19 protein-coding genes and 2 pseudogenes are annotated in these 22,142 nt (G+C 69.6%); 15 read left to right on the forward strand and 6 right to left on the reverse strand.

What is annotated here, in order from left to right; all coding sequences use genetic code 11:
- The first annotated feature begins 68 nt into the window (after positions 1 to 68).
- The 4 genes from ACZ69M_RS26440 to ACZ69M_RS26455 all read left to right on the forward strand — a co-directional run bounded on the left by ACZ69M_RS26440 (position 69) and on the right by ACZ69M_RS26455 (position 4,232).
- A complete protein-coding gene (locus ACZ69M_RS26440) occupies positions 69 to 650 on the forward strand; it encodes a TetR/AcrR family transcriptional regulator (RefSeq protein WP_470053511.1) in 582 nt (193 codons plus the stop codon).
- Between the two features lie 154 nt (positions 651 to 804).
- Complete coding sequence (locus tag ACZ69M_RS26445; protein WP_470053513.1) at positions 805 to 1,821, forward strand: NADP-dependent oxidoreductase; 1,017 nt, start codon at positions 805 to 807, stop codon at positions 1,819 to 1,821.
- A 210-nt stretch (positions 1,822 to 2,031) separates the two neighbouring features.
- Positions 2,032 to 2,727 carry an SDR family oxidoreductase gene (locus tag ACZ69M_RS26450; protein ID WP_470053515.1) on the forward strand — a complete coding sequence of 232 codons (696 nt, stop codon included), beginning with the start codon at positions 2,032 to 2,034 and terminating at the stop codon, positions 2,725 to 2,727.
- A 65-nt stretch (positions 2,728 to 2,792) separates the two neighbouring features.
- Positions 2,793 to 4,232: a DHA2 family efflux MFS transporter permease subunit gene (locus tag ACZ69M_RS26455; protein ID WP_470053517.1), complete on the forward strand. Its 1,440-nt coding sequence runs from the start codon at positions 2,793 to 2,795 to the stop codon at positions 4,230 to 4,232.
- 88 nt (positions 4,233 to 4,320) lie between these two features.
- Here ACZ69M_RS26455 and ACZ69M_RS26460 read toward each other — a convergent pair whose 3' ends face one another.
- Positions 4,321 to 5,193 carry an alpha/beta fold hydrolase gene (locus ACZ69M_RS26460; RefSeq protein WP_470053519.1) on the reverse strand — a complete coding sequence of 291 codons (873 nt, stop codon included), beginning with the start codon at positions 5,191 to 5,193 and terminating at the stop codon, positions 4,321 to 4,323.
- 69 nt (positions 5,194 to 5,262) lie between these two features.
- Here ACZ69M_RS26460 and ACZ69M_RS26465 point away from each other — a divergent pair, with 69 nt between their 5' ends.
- Complete coding sequence (locus ACZ69M_RS26465) at positions 5,263 to 5,892, forward strand: CGNR zinc finger domain-containing protein (protein WP_470053521.1); 630 nt, start codon at positions 5,263 to 5,265, stop codon at positions 5,890 to 5,892.
- 37 nt (positions 5,893 to 5,929) lie between these two features.
- Here the strand turns inward: ACZ69M_RS26465 and ACZ69M_RS26470 are convergent, their stop codons facing one another.
- On the reverse strand, positions 5,930 to 6,439 hold the full coding sequence (locus ACZ69M_RS26470) for a winged helix-turn-helix transcriptional regulator (RefSeq protein ID WP_470053522.1): 510 nt from the start codon (positions 6,437 to 6,439) through the stop codon (positions 5,930 to 5,932).
- 558 nt (positions 6,440 to 6,997) lie between these two features.
- On the opposite strand from ACZ69M_RS26470, the gene ACZ69M_RS26475 reads away from it, so the two are divergent.
- From ACZ69M_RS26475 to ACZ69M_RS26500, 6 genes are all read left to right on the forward strand, one after another.
- Positions 6,998 to 7,309, forward strand: coding sequence for a DUF485 domain-containing protein (locus ACZ69M_RS26475; RefSeq protein WP_470053524.1), 312 nt, complete (start codon positions 6,998 to 7,000; stop codon positions 7,307 to 7,309).
- Between the two features lie 2 nt (positions 7,310 to 7,311).
- On the forward strand, positions 7,312 to 8,952 hold the full coding sequence (locus ACZ69M_RS26480; protein WP_470053526.1) for a sodium:solute symporter family transporter: 1,641 nt from the start codon (positions 7,312 to 7,314) through the stop codon (positions 8,950 to 8,952).
- A gap of 167 nt (positions 8,953 to 9,119) precedes the next feature.
- Positions 9,120 to 9,269, forward strand: coding sequence for a hypothetical protein (locus tag ACZ69M_RS26485; protein ID WP_470053528.1), 150 nt, complete (start codon positions 9,120 to 9,122; stop codon positions 9,267 to 9,269).
- A gap of 133 nt (positions 9,270 to 9,402) precedes the next feature.
- A complete protein-coding gene (locus ACZ69M_RS26490; protein ID WP_470053529.1) occupies positions 9,403 to 11,292 on the forward strand; it encodes a propionyl-CoA synthetase in 1,890 nt (629 codons plus the stop codon).
- Between the two features lie 95 nt (positions 11,293 to 11,387).
- The gene (locus tag ACZ69M_RS26495; RefSeq protein ID WP_470053531.1) at positions 11,388 to 13,571 is read left to right on the forward strand and encodes an ATP-binding SpoIIE family protein phosphatase; all 2,184 of its coding nucleotides are present in this window, start codon (positions 11,388 to 11,390) and stop codon (positions 13,569 to 13,571) included.
- Between the two features lie 171 nt (positions 13,572 to 13,742).
- On the forward strand, positions 13,743 to 14,810 hold the full coding sequence (locus tag ACZ69M_RS26500; protein WP_470053533.1) for an alkene reductase: 1,068 nt from the start codon (positions 13,743 to 13,745) through the stop codon (positions 14,808 to 14,810).
- Between the two features lie 163 nt (positions 14,811 to 14,973).
- Here the strand turns inward: ACZ69M_RS26500 and ACZ69M_RS26505 are convergent.
- Positions 14,974 to 15,358: pseudogene (locus ACZ69M_RS26505) on the reverse strand (PaaI family thioesterase); the annotation flags it as partial.
- 5 nt (positions 15,359 to 15,363) lie between these two features.
- On the opposite strand from ACZ69M_RS26505, the pseudogene ACZ69M_RS26510 reads away from it, so the two are divergent.
- Together ACZ69M_RS26510 and ACZ69M_RS26515 are read left to right on the forward strand one after the other, a co-directional pair.
- Positions 15,364 to 15,743: pseudogene (locus tag ACZ69M_RS26510) on the forward strand (winged helix-turn-helix transcriptional regulator); the annotation flags it as partial.
- 109 nt (positions 15,744 to 15,852) lie between these two features.
- A complete protein-coding gene (locus ACZ69M_RS26515) occupies positions 15,853 to 16,425 on the forward strand; it encodes a TetR/AcrR family transcriptional regulator (RefSeq protein WP_470053535.1) in 573 nt (190 codons plus the stop codon).
- On the opposite strand, the gene ACZ69M_RS26520 is transcribed toward ACZ69M_RS26515, so the two are convergent.
- Positions 16,415 to 17,425, reverse strand: coding sequence for a LysR family transcriptional regulator (locus ACZ69M_RS26520; protein ID WP_470053537.1), 1,011 nt, complete (start codon positions 17,423 to 17,425; stop codon positions 16,415 to 16,417). The two genes, ACZ69M_RS26515 and ACZ69M_RS26520, sit on opposite strands and share 11 nt — an antisense overlap.
- A 127-nt stretch (positions 17,426 to 17,552) precedes the next feature.
- On the opposite strand from ACZ69M_RS26520, the gene ACZ69M_RS26525 reads away from it, so the two are divergent.
- Complete coding sequence (locus tag ACZ69M_RS26525) at positions 17,553 to 18,713, forward strand: iron-containing alcohol dehydrogenase (RefSeq protein WP_470053538.1); 1,161 nt, start codon at positions 17,553 to 17,555, stop codon at positions 18,711 to 18,713.
- Between the two features lie 48 nt (positions 18,714 to 18,761).
- Positions 18,762 to 19,772, forward strand: coding sequence for an enoyl-CoA hydratase/isomerase family protein (locus tag ACZ69M_RS26530; RefSeq protein ID WP_470053540.1), 1,011 nt, complete (start codon positions 18,762 to 18,764; stop codon positions 19,770 to 19,772).
- Positions 19,773 to 20,125: 353 nt separating this feature from the next.
- Here ACZ69M_RS26530 and ACZ69M_RS26535 read toward each other — a convergent pair whose 3' ends face one another.
- Positions 20,126 to 21,139 carry an NADP-dependent oxidoreductase gene (locus tag ACZ69M_RS26535; RefSeq protein WP_470053542.1) on the reverse strand — a complete coding sequence of 338 codons (1,014 nt, stop codon included), beginning with the start codon at positions 21,137 to 21,139 and terminating at the stop codon, positions 20,126 to 20,128.
- Positions 21,140 to 21,224: 85 nt separating this feature from the next.
- A complete protein-coding gene (locus ACZ69M_RS26540) occupies positions 21,225 to 22,136 on the reverse strand; it encodes an alpha/beta hydrolase (RefSeq protein WP_470053544.1) in 912 nt (303 codons plus the stop codon).
- Positions 22,137 to 22,142 lie beyond the last annotated feature (6 nt).

Genomic DNA, 22,142 nt, shown 5'->3' on the forward strand with positions numbered 1-22,142 from the left:
CGTGTTAAGTACAGACAGGTCTGTCTTTCGCTTGCGGGCAGACAGACCTGTCTGTTAACTTACACGGCATGAGCACGATGTCCATCCGGCGCCCTGCCCGGGATCGAATTCTCGACACGGCCTGCGAGCTGTTCTACACCCATGGCATCCACGCCGTGGGTGTGGACAGGCTGATCGCCGAGTCGGGAGTCGCCAAGGCCACGCTGTACAAGCAGTTCCCCAGCAAGGACGACGTGGTCGCCGCCTACTTGCGACGGATGGACGACAGCTGGCGGCGCCAGCTGCGCTCGGCGGCACTGGCGGCCGGGGATGATCCACGCGAGCAGCTCTTCGGTCTCTTCGTCGCGCTGGAGCAGGCAGCACGAGCGGGCACGCTGGGCTGCGCGTTCATCAACGCGGTGGCGGAGTACGACCCGGGCAGCACGGCGCACACCATCACCGCCGAGCACAAGAGCAACGTCCGCGACTGGGTGCGGGGCCTGGCCGCCGCGGCCGGCGCCACAGACCCGGGCATGCTCGCGTTCCAGCTCACCCTCCTCATCGACGGCACTCTGGCGGCCACACGCGTCGAGCGTGCCGCCGAGGCCGCCGAGGCCGCCAAACAGGCGGCGCGCACTCTGCTCGACGCGGCCTGCGCGGGGCCTGCCTGAAGTTGCCGGGCCGACAACGCCCGACACTTCCCCCGTCGACCAACTCCGGCCTTTTTCGCAGCTCCCACGTAGACAGACCTGTCTGTCCAGTAGACAGACCTTTCTGTCTTGATCCTCTCCAGAACACCACCACACCACAAAGGATTCGATCCACATGCCCGAGCAGCCCCTCCCCACCACCGCACACACCTGGTTCCTGGACTCCCGCCCGGAAGGCCGGCCCACCACGGCCAACTTCTCGCTACGTGAGACCGACCTCGCCACGCCCGGCCCTGGACAGCTCCTCGTCACCAACGAGTACCTTTCGGTCGACCCCTACATGCGCGGCCGGATGAGCGACAAGAAGTCCTACATCGAGCCCTACGACGTGGACGCGCCGATGGACGGCCCCGCGATCGGCCGCGTCCTCGCCTCCAACGCGGAGGGTTTCGCGCCCGGCGACTACGTGGTCCACGTCCTCGGCTGGCGCGACCACGCCGTCCTCGACGCCGCGGGCGCCCAGAAGGTGGACCCGAACCTGGCCCCGCTCACCGCCTACCTGGGCGTGCTCGGCGTCACCGGCCTCACCGCGTACATCGGCCTTGAGCGGTTCGCGAAGATCAAGGAGGGCGACACGGTCTTCGTCTCCGGCGCGGCCGGCGCGGTCGGCAGCCAGGTCGGGCAGATCGCCAAGCTGAAGGGCGCCGGACGGGTGATCGGCAGCGCGGGCTCGGACGAGAAGGTCAAGCTGCTGCTCGAGGAGTACGGCTACGACGCGGCGTTCAACTACAAGAACGGGCCGGTGGCCGAGCAGCTGGCGAAGGCGGCCCCGGACGGCATCGACGTCTTCTTCGACAACGTCGGCGGCGAGCACCTGGAGGCGGCGATCGGCGCGCTCAGGCTGCACGCGCGGATCGTCCTGTGCGGGATGGTCTCGCAGTACAACGACGAGCAGGTCGTGGGACCGCGCAACCTGTGGAACCTGTCCGTGACCCGGTCGGACATCCTGGCCTTCATGTTCAGCGAGGAGCTGGACCTCCAGCCCAAGTTCGTCCAGGAGGTCGGCGGCTGGCTCGCCGAGGGCAAGCTCCGCTACACCGAGACGGTTCGGCAGGGCCTCGACAGCACCCTGGACGCCTTCCTGTCGATGATGCGGGGCGAGAACGTCGGAAAGATGATCGTCAAGCTCTGAGCACGCTCCGCGTGTCCGAAGCGTGAGGGGCCCGCCACACGCACGGCGGGCCCCTCATCCATGGGGGCTCGAGAGCCCGGGCGCCCGGGAGAGCACTCGGGGCGATTCCGCAGGCGTCGCAAGCGCAGCCCGCTTGCGATCACCTACCCCCTCTTAGCATTACGGTCATAATTTAATAGGCCATGTCTTCTCACTCCCCAGGAACTCCCCATGGACCTCTCCACCAGCACCGCCCTCGTCACCGGGGCCAACCGGGGCTTCGGCCGGGCTCTCGCCGCCGAACTGCTCGCCCGGGGCGCCACCGTCTACGCCGGCGCCCGCAACCCGGACCAGGTCGACCTGCCCGGCGCCAAGCCGATCGCGCTCGACATCACGGACCCCGCCTCCGTCGCGGCCGCCGCCGAGGCCACCGGCGATGTGCGCGTCCTCATCAACAACGCCGGGTCGAACACCGGCGCCGACCTGCTCACGGCCGATCCGGCCGACATCCGCCGGGAGATGGACACCCACTTCTTCGGCACCCTCTCGGTGGTCCGGAGCTTCGCGCCCCAGATCGCGGCGGGCGGCGGAGTGATCCTGAACGTCCTGTCCGGTCTGTCCTGGGTCAGCTTCCCGGAGATCGGCGCCTACTGCGCCGCCAAGTCCGCGGAGTGGTCGCTCACCAACGCACTGCGCGTGCAACTCGCCGACCGGGGCATCCGGGTGGCCGGACTGCACGTCGGCTACATGGACACCGACATGGTCCGGGACATCGACGCGGCCAAGTCCGACCCGGCCAACATCGCCCGGATCGCCGTCGACGGCATCGCCGACGGTGCCTACGAGATCCTCGCGGACAACGCGGCCCGCCAGGCGAAGGCGGCACTGTCCGGGGACCTCTCGGTGCTCTATCCCCAGCTCCCCTGAGAGCCGGCCTCTCAGAAACCCCCGCCCACAGACCCTCCGCACAGTACGCCCAGCAAGGGAACGTCATGACAGAGCACCGCAGACAACCGACTCGGTCCGGCAGCGCCGTCTGGGCCATCGCCATCACCAGCATCGCCGGATTCATCACAGCGCTCGACAACCTGATCGTCACCACCGCCCTGCCCTCCATCCGCAAGGACCTCGGCGGCGGCCTGGAGGACCTCGAATGGACGGTGAGCGCCTACACCCTCACCTTCGCGGTTCTGCTCATGTTCGGCGCCTCCCTGGGCGACCGCTTCGGCCGCCGCAAGCTGTTCGCCACCGGACTCGCGATCTTCACCGGCGCCTCGGCCGCCGCCGCTCTCGCCCCCGGGATGGGCGAACTGATCGCCGCCCGTGCGGCGCAGGGTGTCGGGGCCGCGGTCGTGACGCCGCTGACGCTCACCCTGCTGTCGGCCGCCGTCCCTGCCGAACGCCGCGGCGCGGCCTTCGGCATCTGGGGCGCGGCCAGCGGCATAGCCGTCGCCACCGGACCGCTCATCGGCGGCACGCTCACCGAGCACCTGTCCTGGCAGTGGATCTTCTGGGTGAACGTCCCGATCGGCCTGGCGCTGATCCCACTGGCCCTGCTCCGGCTGGACGAGAGCCACGGCCCGCACCCGAGTCTGGACCTCGTGGGCACGGTACTGGTCAGCGGCGGCCTGTTCGGCATCGTCTACGCCCTGGTGCGCGGCAACACCGACGGCTGGACCAGCACCCCGGTTCTGGGCGGCCTCTTCGCGGGTACAGCCCTTCTCGTCGGCTTCGTCCTGTACGAACTGCGCGCCGAGCATCCGATGCTGCCGATGCGTCTCTTCCGCCACCGGTCCTTCAGCGCGATCAACGTCGCCAGCCTTCTGATGTTCCTGGGCATGTTCGGGGCGATCTTCCTGCTCAGCCAGTATCTGCAGACCGTCGGCGGCTACTCGCCGATGGAGGCCGGCGTACGGATGCTGCCCTGGACCGCCATGCCCATGATCGCCGGGCCGCTGGCCGGGGTGTTCTCCGACCGCATCGGCGGGGGTCCGGTCGTCGCGGTGGGCATGGCCCTGAACGCCGTGGGCCTCGGGCTGTGGGCGCTGGCCGTCGAACCGCAGGTGACCTACACCCACCTGCTGCCCGCACTGATCGTCTGCGGTATCGGCATGGGCATGTTCTTCGCGCCCAGCGCGAACCTCGTCATGAGCACCGTCCGCCCTGAGGAACAGGGCATCGCCTCCGGCGCGAACAACGCGATCCGCGAGGTCGGCGGCGCCATCGGCGTCGCGTCGCTGGCGGCGGTCTTCTCCGCCCAGGGCGGCTACGGCTCCGCCTCTCTGTTCGTGGACGGGCTGGTCCCGGCGCTGTGGGTCGGGGCGGGTGCGGTCGCCGTCGCGGCGGCCCTGGCGTTCCTGATGCCCCGGCGACGCGAGGCCCACGGTCCGGCTGCCGGACTCGCCACCGAGGACGCGCCGGTCGCGGCCTGAGGCACACACCGACGGGTGGCCCAGCCGGTCGCGGTTGGAGCCGCCCCTCGGCGCGTCCTACCCCTGACTCAACCGCCGGACGGGAACGTCACCGGTCCGCTCCCGACGCCATGAATGCCCGCAGATGCGCCAGCAGGGCCTCCGGCTGCTCCTCCGGGATGAAGTGCCCGCACTCCGGGATCTCGGCACCAATGACGTCATCCGCGTACGTACGCCAGATCTCCAGCGCGGGCAGGCGGGACGGCAGTCCCACGGAACCCCACAGCGCCAGCACCGGCATGGTCAGACGACGGCCCTCGGCCACGTCGACGTCGTCGAGTTCGACGTCCTGCTCCATGGCCCGGTAGTCGTCGAAGCTCGCGCGCATGGCACCGGGACGGGAGAACGCGCGGACGTAGGCGTCGACCGCGTCGGGTGTCAGCCCATGGCGGTTGTAGGTCCACCGCTCGAAGAAATACTCCAGATACCCGCGGATGTCGTGGCCCACGAGCCGCTCGGGCAGATCGGGCTGCATCTGGAACAGCCAGTGCCAGTACCCGGAGGCGAGCGAGACGTCCAGGCGGCGGAACATCTCCCGGGTCGGCACGATGTCGAGCACGGCCAGCCGCTCCACCTGCTCCGGACGGTCCAGCGCCCAGCGGTGCCCCACGCGGGCACCGCGATCGTGCCCCACGACCACGGCCTTCTCGAAGCCGAGCGCTTCGACGAGACCGGCCATGTCGGCGGCCATCCGCCGCTTGTCGTAGCCGGCCGTGGGCTTGTCGCTCCGGCCGTAGCCGCGCAGGTCGGGCGCCACCACGGTGTGGTCGGCGGCGAGCTCCGGCAGCACCTCCCGCCAGCACAGGGAGGTCTGCGGCCAGCCGTGGAGCAGGACGAGCAGGGGGCCCGACCCCGCCCTGACGTAGTGCAGGCGGACCCCGTCCACCTGCGTCACTCCGGTCGTCACCGTCGGCTGTCCCATTGAATGCGTCTCCTCGGCAGCGGCGAACTAACCCCCTTAGAGGGTTAAGCTAACGTGCAGAATGATGGCGTGGCAACGGACGACTTGTGGGTTTGGGACGGCGGGCGAATCTGCCTGGACTTCGTCAACACGCTGCGCTTCCGGTGGCGAACCACGCCGGAGGAGACGCTCAGGAATCCGGGTGACCTGTCCCGCTGGCTTCAGGAGGCAGGTCTGCTCTCGCCCGGTTCCGCCGCCCCGGATCCCGCCGCTACCGCCGTTCTGTCGTCGGGCCTACGACTGCGCGAGACACTCGACCGGGCGGTACTCGCGGTCGCCGACGGCCTGCTGCCCGCCTCGGGCGACGTCACGCTGCTGAACCGCTCGGCGGATGCGGCCCCTCGGCCCGCTCTGCAACTGGCAGTCAGGGACGGACGCCTGGAGCCGGCCGGTACCGCAAGCCGGACCTCCGACCCCGCGGCCGCGCTGGCGCTGATCGCCCAGGATGCCGTCGATCTTCTGCTGTCCGACGAGATCCGGCGGGTACGCGTCTGCGGCGCGGAGCGGTGCGCTCTGCGGTTCGTGGACCGCTCGCCCGCCCGCAATCGCCGCTGGTGCTCCATGTCCCGCTGCGGCAACCGCACCAAGGCCCGCCTTCACCAGGCCCGGACGCAGAGGGCCCGCCTCCGCTCGGACGCGCAAAGCGAGCGCACACCGTAGAACCGAACCCGCCACCGGCGCGTTCATTTCCTGCCGCTCACCCCAGGGGCTTCAGGCGGAATGCGGGGCCGGGAAGACTCTCGACGTCTTCGGCCTGTACGGCATGACCTTCTCCGCAGCGGATCTGGACGCCGACCGGTGCGCCGCACTCGCGATGCCGCGTCAGTACGGCCGGCCCCTCGGGGTCGGCAGCGTGGCGGTCCCCCCACTGCAGAAGTCCCATCACCGCCGGCACCAGGTCCATGCCCTTGGGGGTGATCACGTATTTCGGGCGGCTGCGCGAACCGGGCTCCTGGTAGCTCTCAGTGGCCAGGATCCCCTCGGCCACGAGCATCCGGAGCCGCGTCGAGAGAAGGTTGCGGGGGCAGCCCAGGACGCGTTCGAAGTCACCGAAGCGGGACGAGCCGTACCAGACCTCACGCAGGATCAGGATCGTCCACTTCTCGCCCACGATCTCAAGGGTCCGCGCGATCGAGCAGTTCGACGTGTCCCGGTCGAGGCGGAGGTCCGCACCGGTGTCCTTGGCAAGTTCGGTCCACGCAGTCATGGGCATGATTCTAACGCGATCTGAGTTTACTTTTCGATACCTAGAAGTGGGTGCACATATCCACTGCCACGCGTCAGCACCAGACCGGCCCCGCACGCCAACACCCGCCGCAACAGTGACGTACCCCACATGCCTCACAGGCTGTTGACAGCTCGTCACACGGTCCGTGATCCTCCTGATCGCAGCAGCGCGCATCACGGCGCAAGAGGCCGGTGAGCGCACGCCTGCTTTCGCGAGGTCCTGTCGGGACTTCGCCATCCCGACCTCTGACTCCTCCGCTCCTTCGCCGACCGCCCGGCACAGCACCCTGTGCGGCGAACGGCGACAGACGCGAGCAGCGCACCCTGTACCGCGCGCCGCACTTCGGCCGGGACGCCCCCTTGCCTCCGCTCGCCGTCGCCATGCCGCCGCCGGGCACACCCCCACCATCTCGATCCCGGAAGGCCGCGTGCCGCGCGGTCGTCCGCCCCACCGCTTGGAGATCGCGTGCACCCGCTCATTCCCCCGTCTCCCCCAGGTCACCCGCCGGCACCCCGTCACGCCGCCGAGCTGCACGGTATGGACCGCCTGCGCGAGACCGCACACCGTGCACAGCGCGCCTTCCTCGTCGTGAACGCGGTGCCGTTCTCCGTCGGCATCGTGTTGTCCTGTTTCACCGACGTTCCGGCGGCGACGGTGTCGGGGAACCTCACGCTCGGCATGGTGTGGGGCATCCTCCAGTGCGCGCTCTTCGTCGCCAGTGCCTGGCTCTACGAGGTGCGAAGTACGCGGTCGTCGGATCCCGTCGAGCAGTCCCTGAAGTGGGACGCGCCCCGCACCGAGGTATCAGGGGGCCGCCGCCGCCCACAGGGCCCGGCGGTGAAGCGGTGACCATGGACATCCTGAGCTCGGGTGTACTCGACCCCATCGGTCCGGATGCGAGACGCCCCGTGATCGTCGCCTTCCTGGTCTTCATCGGCGTGTCTCTGCTCTGGCTCTTCACCCTCGCCACCGCGGACGAGGTCGATCCGGAGAAGCTCTACGTCGCCGATCGGTCCCTCTCCCCCGCCTTGAACGGTTGGGCCATGGCCGGCGAACAGATCTCGGTCGTCACCCTGTTGACGGTCTCCGGCGGGATCGCCCTGTTCGGTTACGACGGGTTCACGTACGCCCTCGACGGTCTGATCGCGCTCGGTGTGCTGCTGCTCCTCGGACAGAAGATCCGCAACAGCGGTCACTACACGCTCGGCGGCCTGTTCTCCCTGCGGGCATCGGGAGACGGGCCCAGAATCGCCGCGAGCACGGTGACACTGGCCATCTCGGTCCCTCTCCTCGTCATCCAACTGCGTGCCGCAGGGATCAGCGTCGCCCTGCTGATCGGCCTCCCCAACGATGCCACCCAGGTGATATGCACGGTACTGATGGGCGGCCTCGTCGCCTGCTTCGCCGCGGTGACAGGGCTGCGCGGCAACAGTTTCATGCACGCCGCCAAGGTGCCGATCACCCTGGCGGTCCTCTTGGTGATGACCCTGCTCGCCCTGAGCAAGTTCGCGTGGGATCCCGGGGCCTTGCTGTCGGCCGCGGTGAAGAAGAGTGTGGCGCCCGATGCCTATCTGAAGCCCGGGCTCTGGCCGTACACAGCACGCCTCGGGTCACTCAACACGTTCGGCAATCACGTCGTCTTCATCCTCGGTACGGCCGTGATGCCTCCTATGATCCTGCGGATCGGCGCGTCCCGGAACGGGCGGGCGGCACGCCGGTCCATGACCATCGCCACAGGGCTGGGCGGCGTCTTCGTCGCCCTCGTGGTCACCACCGGCTTCGCCGCCGCGGCCTTGGTGGGTGGCACCGGCATCGGCGCGGTCGACGCCAGCGGGCAGACGGCCCCGATTCTGCTGGCCTCGGACGTGCTCCGCGAGGGTTCGACACAGCGCGTCACACTGATCACTCTGATGGCGTGCGTCATCTTCCTCACCGTACTCACCACAGTGACCAGCGTGACGTTCGCCGCCGCGGTCTCCCTCGCCCGCGACGTACTGGCGCGAGGCGGGCGCCGCCGCACCGAAACCGAAGAGGTGCGGGCGCTCCGGGTGGCCGCCATCATCGTGTGCGCGGTGAGCCTGTCGCTGGCCGCCGCCATCCACCGCTATCCGAACGAGTTCCTGGTCGCTTTCGCGATCAGTGTCGCGGCCTCATGTGTCTTTCCCACGTTGATCTACTCGTTCTTCTGGCACCGGTTCAACCGCAGAGGACTTCTGTGGTCCGTCTATGGGGGACTACTGCTCTGCGCTCTCCTCACGGTCTTCTCACCCATCGTCTCGGGAACCGAGTTCGCGCTGTGGCCGGAGGCGAGATTCGACTGGTATCCGTTCCAGACCCCGGGCCTGGTGTCCGTTCCTGCGGCGTTCGCCCTCGGGTGGCTCGGCAGCGTCACCTCGGCGAAGGATTCCGGCCCAGATTTCCAGCATGTGCAATACCGAGTGCTGACAGGCCAGGAACTCGGGGCCCAGTCCGCCGATCCGCAACCGCGGTGAGGCGAAGAGAGCCGTCATGGCGAAGAGACCCGGTCGCGTCCAGGGAAGATTCCACCAGCTCCTGGGTTTACTTTCCGATACTCAGGAAGTAGCGTCCAGACCAGCACACCCGCCCGGCAGCGTCCGGCGCGGCCGGGCCCGGTACCGACCCCAGCAGGAGCGTCACCATGGCACGGCCCCAGATACAGCAGTTCACATGGTTCCTCGTGAGCGTCGGCGCGATAGCGGCGACCCCCGGCCCTGACCTCGCGGCCGCCCGCGACATCGCCCGCTCCCACCGGATCGGCACCCGGCTCCGCCACCACCTCGGCAACTGAGCCCAGGACCGGCTCGCTCCGGCCCTCCTCCCCGCCTCTGCCGGCCGGCCTGCGATACGGGTGCCCCGCACCCACCTGTTCGCCGCCGCGCCCCGGAAAGCGGCACGACCCCGAAGCCACAAAGGAGTGCGCGATGGGAATGTACGAGGATGTCTTCCGCGCCAGCCTCGAAGAGCCGGAAGCCTTCTGGCTGAAGGCGGCGGAAGGCATCAACTGGGACACCCCTCCACGACGCGCCCTGGATTCCTCGGACGCGCCCTTCTACCGCTGGTTTCCCGACGGGCGGCTGAACGTCTGTTTCAACGCGCTCGACCGGCACGTCGAAGCCGGCCGGGGCGAGGAGCCCGCGCTGGTCTACGACTCACCCGTGACCAGCACGCGGCGCACTTACACCTACGCGGGGCTCATGGAAGAGGTGGCGGCCTTCGCCGGAGCGCTCGCGCAGCTCGGCGTGGGGCACGGCGACCGTGTGGTGATCTACATGCCGATGGTCCCCGAGGCCGCAGTCGCGATGCTGGCCTGCGCGCGGATCGGCGCGGTCCACTCGGTCGTCTTCGGCGGGTTCGCCCCGCGTGAACTCGCCCTCCGTATCGACGACGCGGCCCCGAAGGTCGTCGTCTCCGCCTCCTGCGGCATCGAGGGCGAGCGTGTCATCGCGTACAAGCCGCTGCTCGACCGGGCAATCGAACTCGCGGCCCACAAGCCGGAGAAGAGAGTGATCCTGCAACGCCCGCAGGAACCGGCGGAGTTGGGGCCCGACGATCTCGACTGGACCGAACTGGCCGCCGCCGCGCAGCCGGTCGACTGCGTTCCCGTGGCCGCCACCGATCCCCTCTACATCCTCTACACCTCGGGAACGACCGGAAAGCCCAAGGGAGTCGTCCGCGACTGCGGCGGCTACGCGGTCGCCCTCCACTGGTCGATGAGGGCCGTCTACGACGTGGGCCCCGGCGAGACAATGTTCACGGGCTCCGACGTCGGCTGGGTCGTCGGGCACTCGTACATCGTCTACGCGCCCCTGCTGGTCGGCGCCACGACGGTCCTGTACGAAGGAAAGCCGGTCGGCACCCCGGACGCGGGCCAGTTCTGGCGCGTGGCCGCCGAGTACGGCGTCAAGACCATGTTCACGGCACCGACCGCCCTCCGGGCCGTCCGCAAGGAGGACCCGAAGGGCACGCTCACCGCCGGCTACGACCTGTCCGGCCTGCGCCATCTCTTCCTCGCCGGTGAGCGCCTCGACCCCGAGACGTATCACTGGGCGAGCGCTCTGCTGGGCGTCCCGGTGATCGACCACTGGTGGCAGACCGAAACCGGCTGGCCCATCGTCGCCAACCCCGTGGGCATCGAGGCCGCGCCGCTCAAGCCGGGGTCCCCGACGCGCCCGCTGCCGGGCTGGGACGTCCGGGTCGTCGACCCTTCGGGCAAGCCGGTGCTCCCGGACGTCGACGGCGCGATCGTCGTGAAGCTCCCCCTGCCACCTGGCGCGCTCCCCACCCTCTGGAACGACGACGAGCGCTATGTCGCGTCCTACCTCTCCGCCTTCGACGGCTACTACCTCACCGGCGACAGCGGCCACATCGATGACGACGGATACGTCTTCGTCATGGGCCGCACGGACGATGTCATCAACGTCGCCGGACACCGGCTGTCCACCGGCAGCATGGAGGAGGCCCTGGCCGCCCACCCCGACGTCGCCGAGTGCGCCGTCATCGGCGTCGCCGACGCGCTGAAGGGACAGATCCCGCGCGGCTTCGTCGTGCTGAAGGCCGGCACCGACCGCAAACGGGGCGAGGTGGAGGTCGAACTCGTCCGGCTCGTGCGCGAGCGCATCGGTGCCGTTGCCTCCCTCAAGGACGTCACGGTCGTGGCCGCCCTGCCCAAGACCCGCTCGGGAAAAATCCTGCGCAAGACGATGCGCGGTATCGCCGACGGCCACGACGAGCCCATCCCGTCCACGGTGGACGACCCGGGTGTCATCGAGACCCTGCGTCCTGTTCTCCGCCGTCCGGATCACACACCGTGAGCGGCGGCGCGCGGCCCGTCCGCCAGGGGGCGGAGTACCTCCAGTGGACTTCGCGGAGCACGGCCCTGCTACCAGGGCAGGGGTACATTTCGAATATGGGGACCGATGTACATCTCTTCCTCAGCGATCTCGCCCGGGGACTCATGCCTCGGACGGATCACGTGGCGGATGCGGTGCTGCGACGCCTGCGCGGCGAGTTTCCCGAGGTGTGGAAGTACGAGGACATCGCCGCCGTGGCTCCGGCCGGGCTGTCCGAACACGTCGTCGCCGCTTTGGACTTCCTCGCCCACGGCCGTGACCTGACCGAGGTCAGGACGCCGCCTGCGGCCATCGAGTTCGCCTGTCGTCTCGCCGAGCACGGAGTGCCGATCAGTGAGCTCCTGCGCGTCTACCGCATCGTGCACGCGGGTCTGCTGCATGAGTTCTATGCCGAAGCGACCCGGGTCACGGACTCCCAGGAGCTGCTCAGCCAGGCGACCGTCACTCTGAGCGCGCTGGCCTTCGAATATGTCGACCGCACGTCGGACCAGGCTGTCGCGGCCTACCAGCGTGCACGTGACCGGTGGCTGCAGCGGCGGCTGATCGTGATCAACGAGGCCGGGGCCCGGATCGGAACGACCCTGGACATCGCGGTCACCGCGCAGGAACTGGCGGATGTCGGGACCGATCACTTCGCCGACCTCGCCGCCGTCGACCTGCTCTGCTCCGCCCTCGAGGAGGAGGACCTCTACCCGACGCCCGCTCCCGCGACCCTGCGCCGCATCGCCCAGGCGGCCTCGGCCGACTGCCCGGACCTGGCATGCGCCGCGGGGTGGACCCACAGCTACCCGGAAGGCTCGGAGCCGGCGCGTGTACTGGCCAACGGACAGCCCCTCCGCGTCACGGCGGATGACGTCCCCGCGTGGCTGGCGACATCGGCGGACCACGCGCTCGCCCTGCGTGCGTGGAGTCCGCACTCCCTGCTTCTGGTCCCCCTGTGGGCCCGTGGCAGTCCACTGGGACTCGCGCAGTTCGTCCGCCGCCAGACGGCGGATCCGTTCGACGACGACGAGATGCTGCTGGCCCAGGAGATCGCGTCGAGAGCGGCGGTGAACATCGACAACGCCCGTCGCTACACGCAGGAGCGATCCACCGCACTCACCCTCCAACGCAGCCTGCTGCCGCACCGCACGCCGGAGGAGTCCGCCGTCGAGACGGCGTCGCGCTACCTGCCCAGCGGATCACGCGCCGGAGTGGGGGGCGACTGGTTCGACGTGATACCTCTCTCCGGAGCCCGCGTCGCTCTCGTCGTGGGCGACGTGATCGGCCGCGGCATCCATGCCGCGGCCACGATGGGCCGGCTGCGGACGGCCGTCCGTACCCTGGCCGACCTCGACCTGCCTCCCGACGAACTGCTGACCCATCTGGATGACGTCGTCATCCGCTCGCAGCGTGAGGAGGAGCGCGCGGACGAGATCAGCGCCACTTGCCTGTACGCGGTCTACGACCCCGTCTCCCGCGTCTGCTCCCTTGCCAGCGCCGGGCACGTGGCTCCGGCCGTGGTGGCTCCCCTGGCCGGTGACGCCGATACCCTCGCATCACGTACGGTCGACTTCCCGGAGCTGCCGGTCGGCCCGCCGCTGGGCCTGGGCGGACTGCCCTTCGAAACGGCCCAGTTCGAACTGGAGCACGGCAGTCGGCTGGTGCTGTACACAGACGGTCTCGTCCAGAGCCGCACACGTGACCCGGACCGCACACTCGCGTTGCTGCACGACGTTCTCGCCGGGTCGCCGGCCTCACTCGACGAGACCTGTGACGAACTGCTGTCCACGCTGCTGCCCCACCGCCCCGCGGACGATGTCGCCCTCCTCGTGGCACAGACCAGAGCCCTTGACTCCGGTCACGTCGCCACCTGGGATCTGCCCTGCGACCCGGCCGTCGTCTCCAAGGCCCGCGCCCAGGCGTCCACCCAGCTGGCCACCTGGGGTCTGGAGGACATGGCCTTCACCACCGAACTCGTGGTCAGCGAACTGGTGACGAACGCCATCCGCTACGGCAAGGGCCCCATCCAACTGCGCATGGTCCTTCAGTCCACGCTGACGTGCGAGGTCTCGGACGCCAGCAGTACCGCCCCGCACCTGCGTCGCGCCCGGATCTTCGACGAGGGCGGCCGCGGCCTGCTCCTGGTCGCCCAGCTCACCGAACGCTGGGGGACGCGGCACAACCGCGAGGGCAAGGTCATCTGGGCCGAGCAGCTGATTCCGAGCCCCTCGGCCCAGGCCCCGTCCACCCCGGCATGAGGGTCCGGACGGGTTCCGCGGGATCCCTACTTGTCACGTCGCACCGTCCCACATAGTATTACGTTCGTAATTCTACGATCGCGCCGACACTCGCTCGGCTGGCCGGCCGGGGTGATGACTGCCTCCCCCGCGCCCCTCGGCGATCCTTCACCCCTTGCAAGAGGAATCCCCATGCTGAACGCCCTGTGGAACCCGACCACCGTCGGAGACATCCCCCTGCCGCACCGCCTGGCCATGGCACCCCTGACCCGGAGCCGTGCCACCCCGGAGGGCGTGCCGACCGAGCTGAACGCCGAGTACTACGCCCAGCGCGCCTCGCACGCGCTCATCATCACCGAGGGCACCCAGCCCTCCGCCGACGGCCAGGGCTACCCGGTGACCCCGGGCATCTACACCGAGGAGCACATCGCCGGCTGGCGCAAGGTCACCGACGCCGTGCACGCGGCCGACGGTCGGATCGTCATCCAGTTGATGCATGCCGGACGCATCGCCCACCCGGACAGCACCCCGCACCACCGGCAGCCGGTGGCCCCCTCCGCGATCAGGCCACAGGGCCTCACCTTCACCCCGTCCGGGATGCAGGAGATGCCCGAGCCGCGCGAGCTGTCCACCGAGGAGGTCGCCGCGACGGTCGAGGACTTCCGCCACGCCGCCGCGGCCGCCATCGCCGCCGGCGCCGACGGCGTCGAGATCCACGGGGCCAACGGCTACCTGGTCAACCAGTTCCTCTTCCCCAGCGCCAACCGGCGCACCGACCAGTACGGCGGCTCCCTCGACAACCGCATCCGTTTCGCGGTGGAGGTCGCCACGGCCGTGGCCGACGAGATCGGCGCCGGCCGCACCGGTATCCGGATCTCCCCCGGCAACCCCTTCCAGCTCAACGACCTCGTGGAGAGCGACCCCCACGAGCTCTACCCGCACCTCCTGCGTGCCCTCGCCCCGCTCGGCCTCGCCTACCTGCACATAGGTCACGGCGGCGACGAGGAACTCCTGCACACGCTGCGCAAGCTGTGGCCGACCGCGCTGCTCCTCAACCGGGCCGGCGCCGACATCGCGACCCGCGCCAAGGACGTCGAGGACGGCGTGGCCGACGTCGCCACCATCGGCACCATGGCCCTCGCCAACCCCGACCTGGTCGCGCGCGTACGCTCCGGGGCGGCCCTGAACACCCCCGACCCGAACACGTTCTACGGCGGCGGCGCGGCCGGCTACACCGACTACCCCGCCCTCACCGCCTGACACCGGGCCCACGCACCGGGGAGTCGTCACCCTGGGTGCTCCGCACGGCCCCCGGTACGCGTCGGCCCGGCACCCCGTTCCTTGCTCGGGTTGCCGGGCCGACCCGACGTGCACAGCAGGCGGCGCCCCTCGAGAGAGACGCTCGACCGCTCGCCGCCGGGACTCACGCCGAGGAGGCAGGCACCGGAAAGAGCATGCAGCTGCTCGTGGCGTGAGCAAGCAGCCGATCCGTTGCGTCGGCCAACTGAGCCTGGGCGAGGGCGGTTTGGCGCCCTCCGCTGACGACGGTGCCGAGGGCGCGCACCGTGCCCGTTTCCACGGTGATCCGACGCAGGAACTTCACCGTCAGCCCACCGCCGAGTCGAGCAGGGTGACGAAGATGCCGCCGTGCACGCTGCCGATCGGGTTGTAGTGCTTCTCCCCCGGCGTCAGGGAGAAGACCGCCCTGCCGGGCTCCACCTCGTCCAGGGTGAAGTCGACGGTGTGGTTGATCGGCGGACCCGGCAGCCGCCCGGCCTCAGCTCACGTAGGAAGCCAAGGCCGGCCATGCGCCAAGAAGTGGACGTTGCCGATCCTGCGCGACGCCGTCGACGGAGTCCGCCGGTTCGACGACCTCCGCCGCCACATCGGCCTCTCGGAGGCGGTCCTCAGCGATCACTTGAGGAAGCCGGTCACTGCCGGGAGCCGGGCGGCCGCTCCCTCAACGGTATCGCCTGGACTCGTAAGGGCTGAGATCTGTGGCCCGCCCTGATGGCGCTGAGCCGGTGGGGCGAGGCATACGCGCTCGGCCCCGAGGGCCCCGTACTGGACATCCGCCACACCGACTGCGACGCACCGGTCCGCGTCGTCGTCGAGTGCTCCGCGGATCACTCCACCTTGAACCCCGGTGACGTCACCGCCCGACCGGGGCCGGGCGCTCGACCTCGGCGGTGACTCACGGGGCCGGTCGTTGTCGACACCCTTTATCACATTACGTGCGTCAGGCAATCGGTTAGGCTTGTGTACGGGGCAACGGTCTTGAGGCAGCGAATGGAGGACGCCCGTGGTGCGCTACGCCAGGGAGCACAAGCAGGAGACGCGGAAGCGCATCATCGAGAAGGCCGGTGAGCGGTTCAAGCTGGACGGGATCGACGGATCGGGTGTCTCCACGCTGATGTCCGATGCCGGGCTCACCAACGGGGCCTTCTACGCCCACTTCGCGTCGAAGGACGACCTCGTCGCCAACGTCGTGACCGACCAGCTGCACACGCAGCTCTCGCGCTACGGCGATCTGCGGCCCGGCCGCGAGGGACTTGAGGACCTCGTGCGCGAGTACCTGTCGCCCGAACATCGCGACCACCGGGGTGCGGGCTGCCCCTCCGCCGCCCTTCTCGACGAGATAGGCCGTTGCGGTGACCAGACCAAGCAGGCCTACACCGACGGCGCGCGGGCCATCGTGGACGAGATCGCCGCCCGCCTGACGCCCGCTGATCCGCGATCCGCCCGGGGGAAGGCCATCGGGCTCTACACCATGCTGGTGGGAACGCTGCAGCTGTCCCGCGCGCTCTCCGACCCGAAGTTCGCCGACGAGGTCCTCGAGCAGGGCATCGAGAACGCTCTCGCGTTCATGCGCTGAGCCGGGGGCCACCTGGCGTTCGTTCCGGGATCAGTTCCGCGCCCCGTTCGGCGACCTCGTGCCGCAGAGCGGTCCACAGGGCGCGTACGGCGGGGTGCGTCACCGCCTCGCGGCGCACGGCCAGGGTGATGGGAAGGCGGATGTCGATCTCGTCGGCGAGCAGTCGATGAAGCCGCGTCCGCCGGGCGAGAAAGGCCGGCAGGACCCCGATACCGGCCCCCTGCTCGGTGGCTTCGAGCTGGGCGAAGACGTTCGTCGAGGAGAACGCCGGGCTCACCCCGGGCAGGTGGCGTTCGATGTCGAGGTCGCCGACTTGCAGCATCGACTCGATGTAGAAGACGAGCCGGTGCTCCCGCAGCTCGGCCACCGACTCCGGTCGGCCGTGCCGGGCGAGGTAGCCGTCGGAGGCGTAGAGCCCCAGCGTGTAGTCGGTGAGGTGCTCGGTCACCAGAGGGCCGCTGGAGGGAACGCCGATGACGAGAGCGAGATCGAAGCCGGACGGGCGCAGGGCGAGCTGCCGTGTCGCGGTGACGAGTTCCACCTGGAGCTGCGGGTGCCGGCGGCGCAGTCGCACCAGGACGGGCGTGACGAACACGGTGCCGATGCCGTCGGGTGCGCTGACGCGCACCGTACCGCGCAGGGACGGCGCGTCCTGGCCCGCCACGGTGTCGACGACGCGGTGCACTGCCTCCTCGATCGCACGCGCGTTCTCCGAGACGGCCCTTCCGATGTCCGTCAGGGCCCATCCCTCCGTGCCACGCTCGATGAGGCGAAGGCCGATGCTCTTCTCCAACGCGGCGATACGGCGTGACACGGTGGTGTGATCCACTCCGAGTGCGTCGGCGGCGGCCACCAGACGCCCCGTACGGGCTACCGCGAGCAGGTAACGCAGGTCGTCCGCACGGAGCTTGCGCGGATCGACGGAGCGACGGGAGTCGACCGGCCGCGGGGTGGGGCTCTCGTCCTGATCGTCCGACTCAATGGGGGAATGTGGGTGCACAGCAACACCGTATCTGCGTTTTCGCACAGTTGATGTGCATTGTTGGTGGTTGATTGCACATTGTGCGCGGCGCACAGTCGAGGGGGTGGGCGCGCCGCGCCCCGCCGTTCCTGCTGAAAGGGCCCCCATGATTGCCAGCCTTTCCCTGCCTCGGATCCTGCGCGTCGGGCGTGGCGCCGCCGGTGAACTGGGCGATGTGGTCACGAGGCTGGGCCTGCGCCGCCCCCTGCTGGTGACAGACGCGTTCCTCGCCGGAACCGGTGCGGCGGAGCGGCTGATGACGACGTTGAGGGAAGCCGGACTGCAACCGCGCCTCTTCGCCGAAACCGTCCCGGATCCGACGACCGACTCGCTCGGCGCGGGACTGGACGTCCTGCGGGAGCACAAGGCGGACTCGGTGATCGGATTCGGCGGCGGCAGCCCGATGGACACCGCCAAGGCCCTCGGCCTGCTGGGCATCCAGGGCGGGCGGATGCGGGACTACAAGGCCCCGCGCGCCAACCTCGGCCCGGCACTTCCGGTCATCGCGGTCCCGACGACCGCCGGCAGTGGCTCCGAGGCCACCCAGTTCACCATCATCACCGACAGCGCCACGGACGAGAAGATGCTCTGCACGGGGCCCGCGTTCCTGCCGGTCGCCGCCGTCGTCGACTTCGAACTGACCCTGTCGATGCCCTCCCGACTGACCGCTGACACCGGCGTCGACGCGCTGACGCACGCAGTCGAGGCGTATGTGAGCCGCAAGGCCAACCCGTTCTCCGACGGCCTCGCCCTGAACGCGATCCGGACCATCGGCCGCCACCTCCGCCGCGCCTACGCCGACGGGGAGGACATCGAGGCGCGCGAGGGGATGATGCTCGCCGCGACCCAGGCCGGCATCGCCTTCTCCAACTCCAGCGTGGCGCTCGTCCACGGCATGAGCCGTCCGATCGGCGCTCACTTCCACGTCGCCCACGGCCTGTCGAACGCGATGCTCTTCCCGGCCGTGACGGCGTTCTCCGTGCACGCGGCCGAGAGCCGGTACGCCGACTGCGCCCGCGTGCTCGGAGCCGCCACCGACAGCGACAGCGACGCCGGGGCCACCGGGAAATTCGTGGCGGCGCTCCGTACCCTGTGCAGGGACCTTGAGGTGCCCACACCGCAGACCCACGGCATCGACAAGGACGAGTGGTTGCGGCTGTTGCCGCTCATGGCCGAGCAGGCGCTCGCGTCCGGGTCTCCCGCCAACAACCCGGTCGTACCCACCTCGGACGAGATCCAGGATCTGTATGCGCAGATCTACGCCTGACACAGCGAGGACGGGCCGTGATGACCCCGGAGTACGGAGTACCGATCCATGACTGACGCCGCAGAGAACGACGTTGTCATCGACGTCCACCGGGGTGTCGGCCGGATCCTGCTGAACCGCCCCAAGGCGCTCAACGCCCTGACGACCGGCATGGTCGCCGCCATCGACCGTGCGCTCATCGCGTGGGAGGGCACGCCGCTGTCGGCCGTAGTGTTCGCCGGCTCCGGAGCGAAGGCCTTCTGCGCCGGTGGGGACATTCGCACGATCCGCGAGTACAGCCTCGCCGGCGATGCCGACGCCAGTGAGCGGTTCTTCGCCACCGAATACCGGCTCAACGCCCGGATCGCCGCGTATCCCGTCCCGATCGTGTCGCTCATCGACGGCGTGTGCATGGGTGGCGGCCTCGGCCTGTCCGTCCACGGTGCCTTCCGCGTCGTCACCGAGAAGGCGGTACTCGCGATGCCCGAGACCGGGATCGGGTTCTTTCCGGACATCGGGGCCAGCTACTTTCTGCCCAGGCTGCCAGGCGCGATCGGCATGTACCTGGGACTGACCGGACACCGGCTCGACGCGGCCGACGCCCTGTACACGGGGCTGGCCACACACTTCGTCGCCGGGGACAGCCTCGACGCGGTCGCGGACGCCCTGGCCGACAATCCCGGCGACCCGGTGGACGTCGTCCTGAACCGCCTGGCCGGCTGTTCCCCCGTGGCGGAGAGTGGGCTGGCGAAGGTACGCGGCGAAGTGGACTGGGCGTTCGGCGCCCCGGTCCTCGGCGAGATCGAGAAACGCCTCCACCACCTCGGCACTCCTTGGGCTGCGGCCGCGCTGACCGCTCTGGAGGCCGCCTCGCCGCAGAGCCTGGAAATCACCCACGCCCTGCTGGCCCGGGGCAGGCAGCACACGTTGCGCCAGTGCCTGGACACCGAACTCGCCCTCACACGCACGGTCATCCGGACGCCGGACTTCCTGGAGGGCGTCCGCGCGGCCCTGGTCGACAAGGACCGCACTCCCGCATGGCGACGCGCGGCGGACGACGCCCGCACCCAGCCGACCTGACGATGTCCGGGTGCGGGCGAGGCGGCGCCCGGCCGGCACTGGTCCCCGGGCGGGCTCTCCACAACGGGGGGCATCACGATCGGGCGCGGGGAAGGAGCGCCGCCCGGCGACTCGGGCGTTTCCGAACTCGACGCGACAACGCGCCGCGAGGCGGCCGCAGTTGCCGAGCCGCACCACCCTGACCGACATTCCGTCAGCTCCTCAAGCAGGTGGAAACGTGAGGCGCCCCGAACGGGCGCCCTGAGACCGACGACCGCGGCTCAGCCCGTGGCCGCCGTGGGGTCGCCGACCGCAGGCCATTCGCCCCCGCTCCGGTGAGGGGCGGGGACGAATGGCCTGCGGTCGGCCCCTTCTCAGTCGTTCTCGGGGACCATCGAGACGACGACCTTGCCGGCCTTGGTACGGCCCTGCTCGACATGCGCCATCGCGTCGAGCGTCTGGTCGAACGGGAAGACCCGGTCGATGACCGGGCGCAGCCGCCCGCTGTCGTAGAGACCGGCGAGTTCGCGCAACTGGGAGCCGCTTGCCCGCATGAAGAGGAACTCGTAGCGCACACCCAGTGCCCTGGCCTGCTTGCGGATCTTCCGGCTGAGCGCGTTCATCACCACACGAAGGAGGGAGGGGGCGCCGAGCTGCTTGGCGAACCCGGCGTCCGGCGGGCCGACGACACTGACGGCCAGGCCGCCGGGCTTCAGCACGGTCAGCGACTTCTCGAGGTTCGCCCCGCCCACGGAGTCCAGCACCAGGTCGTAGCCGGACAGCACCTTCGAGAAGTCCTCCTTGGTGAAGTCGATGACGAGATCGGCGCCAAGGGTCTTGACCAGTTCCTCGGTGCCGGGGCCCGTGGTCGTGGCCACCGTGGCACCGAGGTGCTTGGCGAGCTGGACAACCGTCGAGCCGAGACCCCCGGAACCGGCGTGGACGAGCACCTTCTGTCCCGGCTGCACGTGGGCGCGTTCGACAAGAATCTGCCAGGCGGCCAACGCCACCAGCGGGACCGCGGCGGCCTCCTGGAAGGTGAGCGACTCCGGCTTGGGCGAGACGTCGTCCTCGTGGATCGCGACGAACTCCGCGAAGCCTCCGATCCTCAGGTCTCGCGGGCGGGCGTAGACCTCGTCGCCGGCCTTGAAGTGACGCACGGCGGAACCGACCCTCGTCACGACGCCCGCCACGTCGTGGCCGAGCACGAAGGGGCGCTTGTACTTCAGGAGTTGCTTGAACTCCCCGTTGCGGACCATCTTGTCCAGCGGATTGATGCTGGTGGCGCTCACTCTTACCAGAACGTCGCGGTCCCCTACGGCGGGTTCGGGCACTTCCGCAGCGCGCACACCGTCCTTGTCGTACTTCTCGACGACGAATGCCTTCATGTCAGTCAGCCTTCTGCGTGATCTTCTCGGTGGTTCTCTTGGCGATTGTCTTGGCGATCGATATAGCGGTGAGCTCGTACTCGGCTCAGTTGCCAAGGTGGGTGCGGAGCCAGCTGCCCATCTGCTGGACGGCGTGGTCGACCTCGGGGACGCGTCCGGCACCAAGGACGAAGGAGTGCTGGCCTTCGGGCATGGGGTGCACCTCGGTGGCGACCTTGAAGTCGGCCAGGCGCTGGGCGAGCTGGGCGCCGTCCTCGGCGAGGGTCTCGTACTCGCCGTAGTGGACCTGGGTGGGGGGCAGGCCGGTGAGGTCGGCGTGGACGAGGCTGACGGCGGGGTCGGCGAAGTCGAGGCCGGGCTCCTGGAGCCAGGCTCCCCGGAAGAGTTCGAGGGTGGCCCTGCTGAGCATCTTGTCGGTCGGCTCGTTGGCGTCCACGGCGGGGTTGGAGATGGTGAGGTCGGTCCACGGCGAGACGCTGATGATCGCGCCGGGGGTGGCCTCGCCCTTGGCGAGGAGACGCAGGGGGAGCATGACGGCGAGGGTGCCGCCGATGGAGTGGCCGGTGCTGCCGATGTTCCGCGGCTCGTATCCCTGCGAGAGCAGCCAGCGGTAGGCGGTCTCGGCGTCGTCGAGCTGGGCGGGGTAGGGGTGTTCGGGGGCGAGGCGGAAGTCGACGACGAGGGAGCGGGCGCCCGCGGCCTTGGCGATGTGGCCGGCCGCCTTGCGGTCGGAGTGCATGGAGGCGGTGACGGAGCCGCCGAAGTGGAAGTGGAGCAGGGCCTTGTCGGGGTCGGCGTTCTCGGGAATGGCCCAGAGGGCGGGGACACCGCCGGCGTCGACCTCGGCGTAGGTGACGCCCTCGGGTTCGGTGGCGGCCTTGTGGTTGGAGTCGACGATGTCGCGGATGATCGCCAGGTCCAGACCGGGGGTTGCGGACTTGGCGCTGACGCTTGCGAGGAACTGCGCGAACTGCTGCGCCTCGGGGCTTACTGCCATGGTGAT

The organism is Streptomyces sp. NPDC107454 (genome assembly GCF_055582885.1).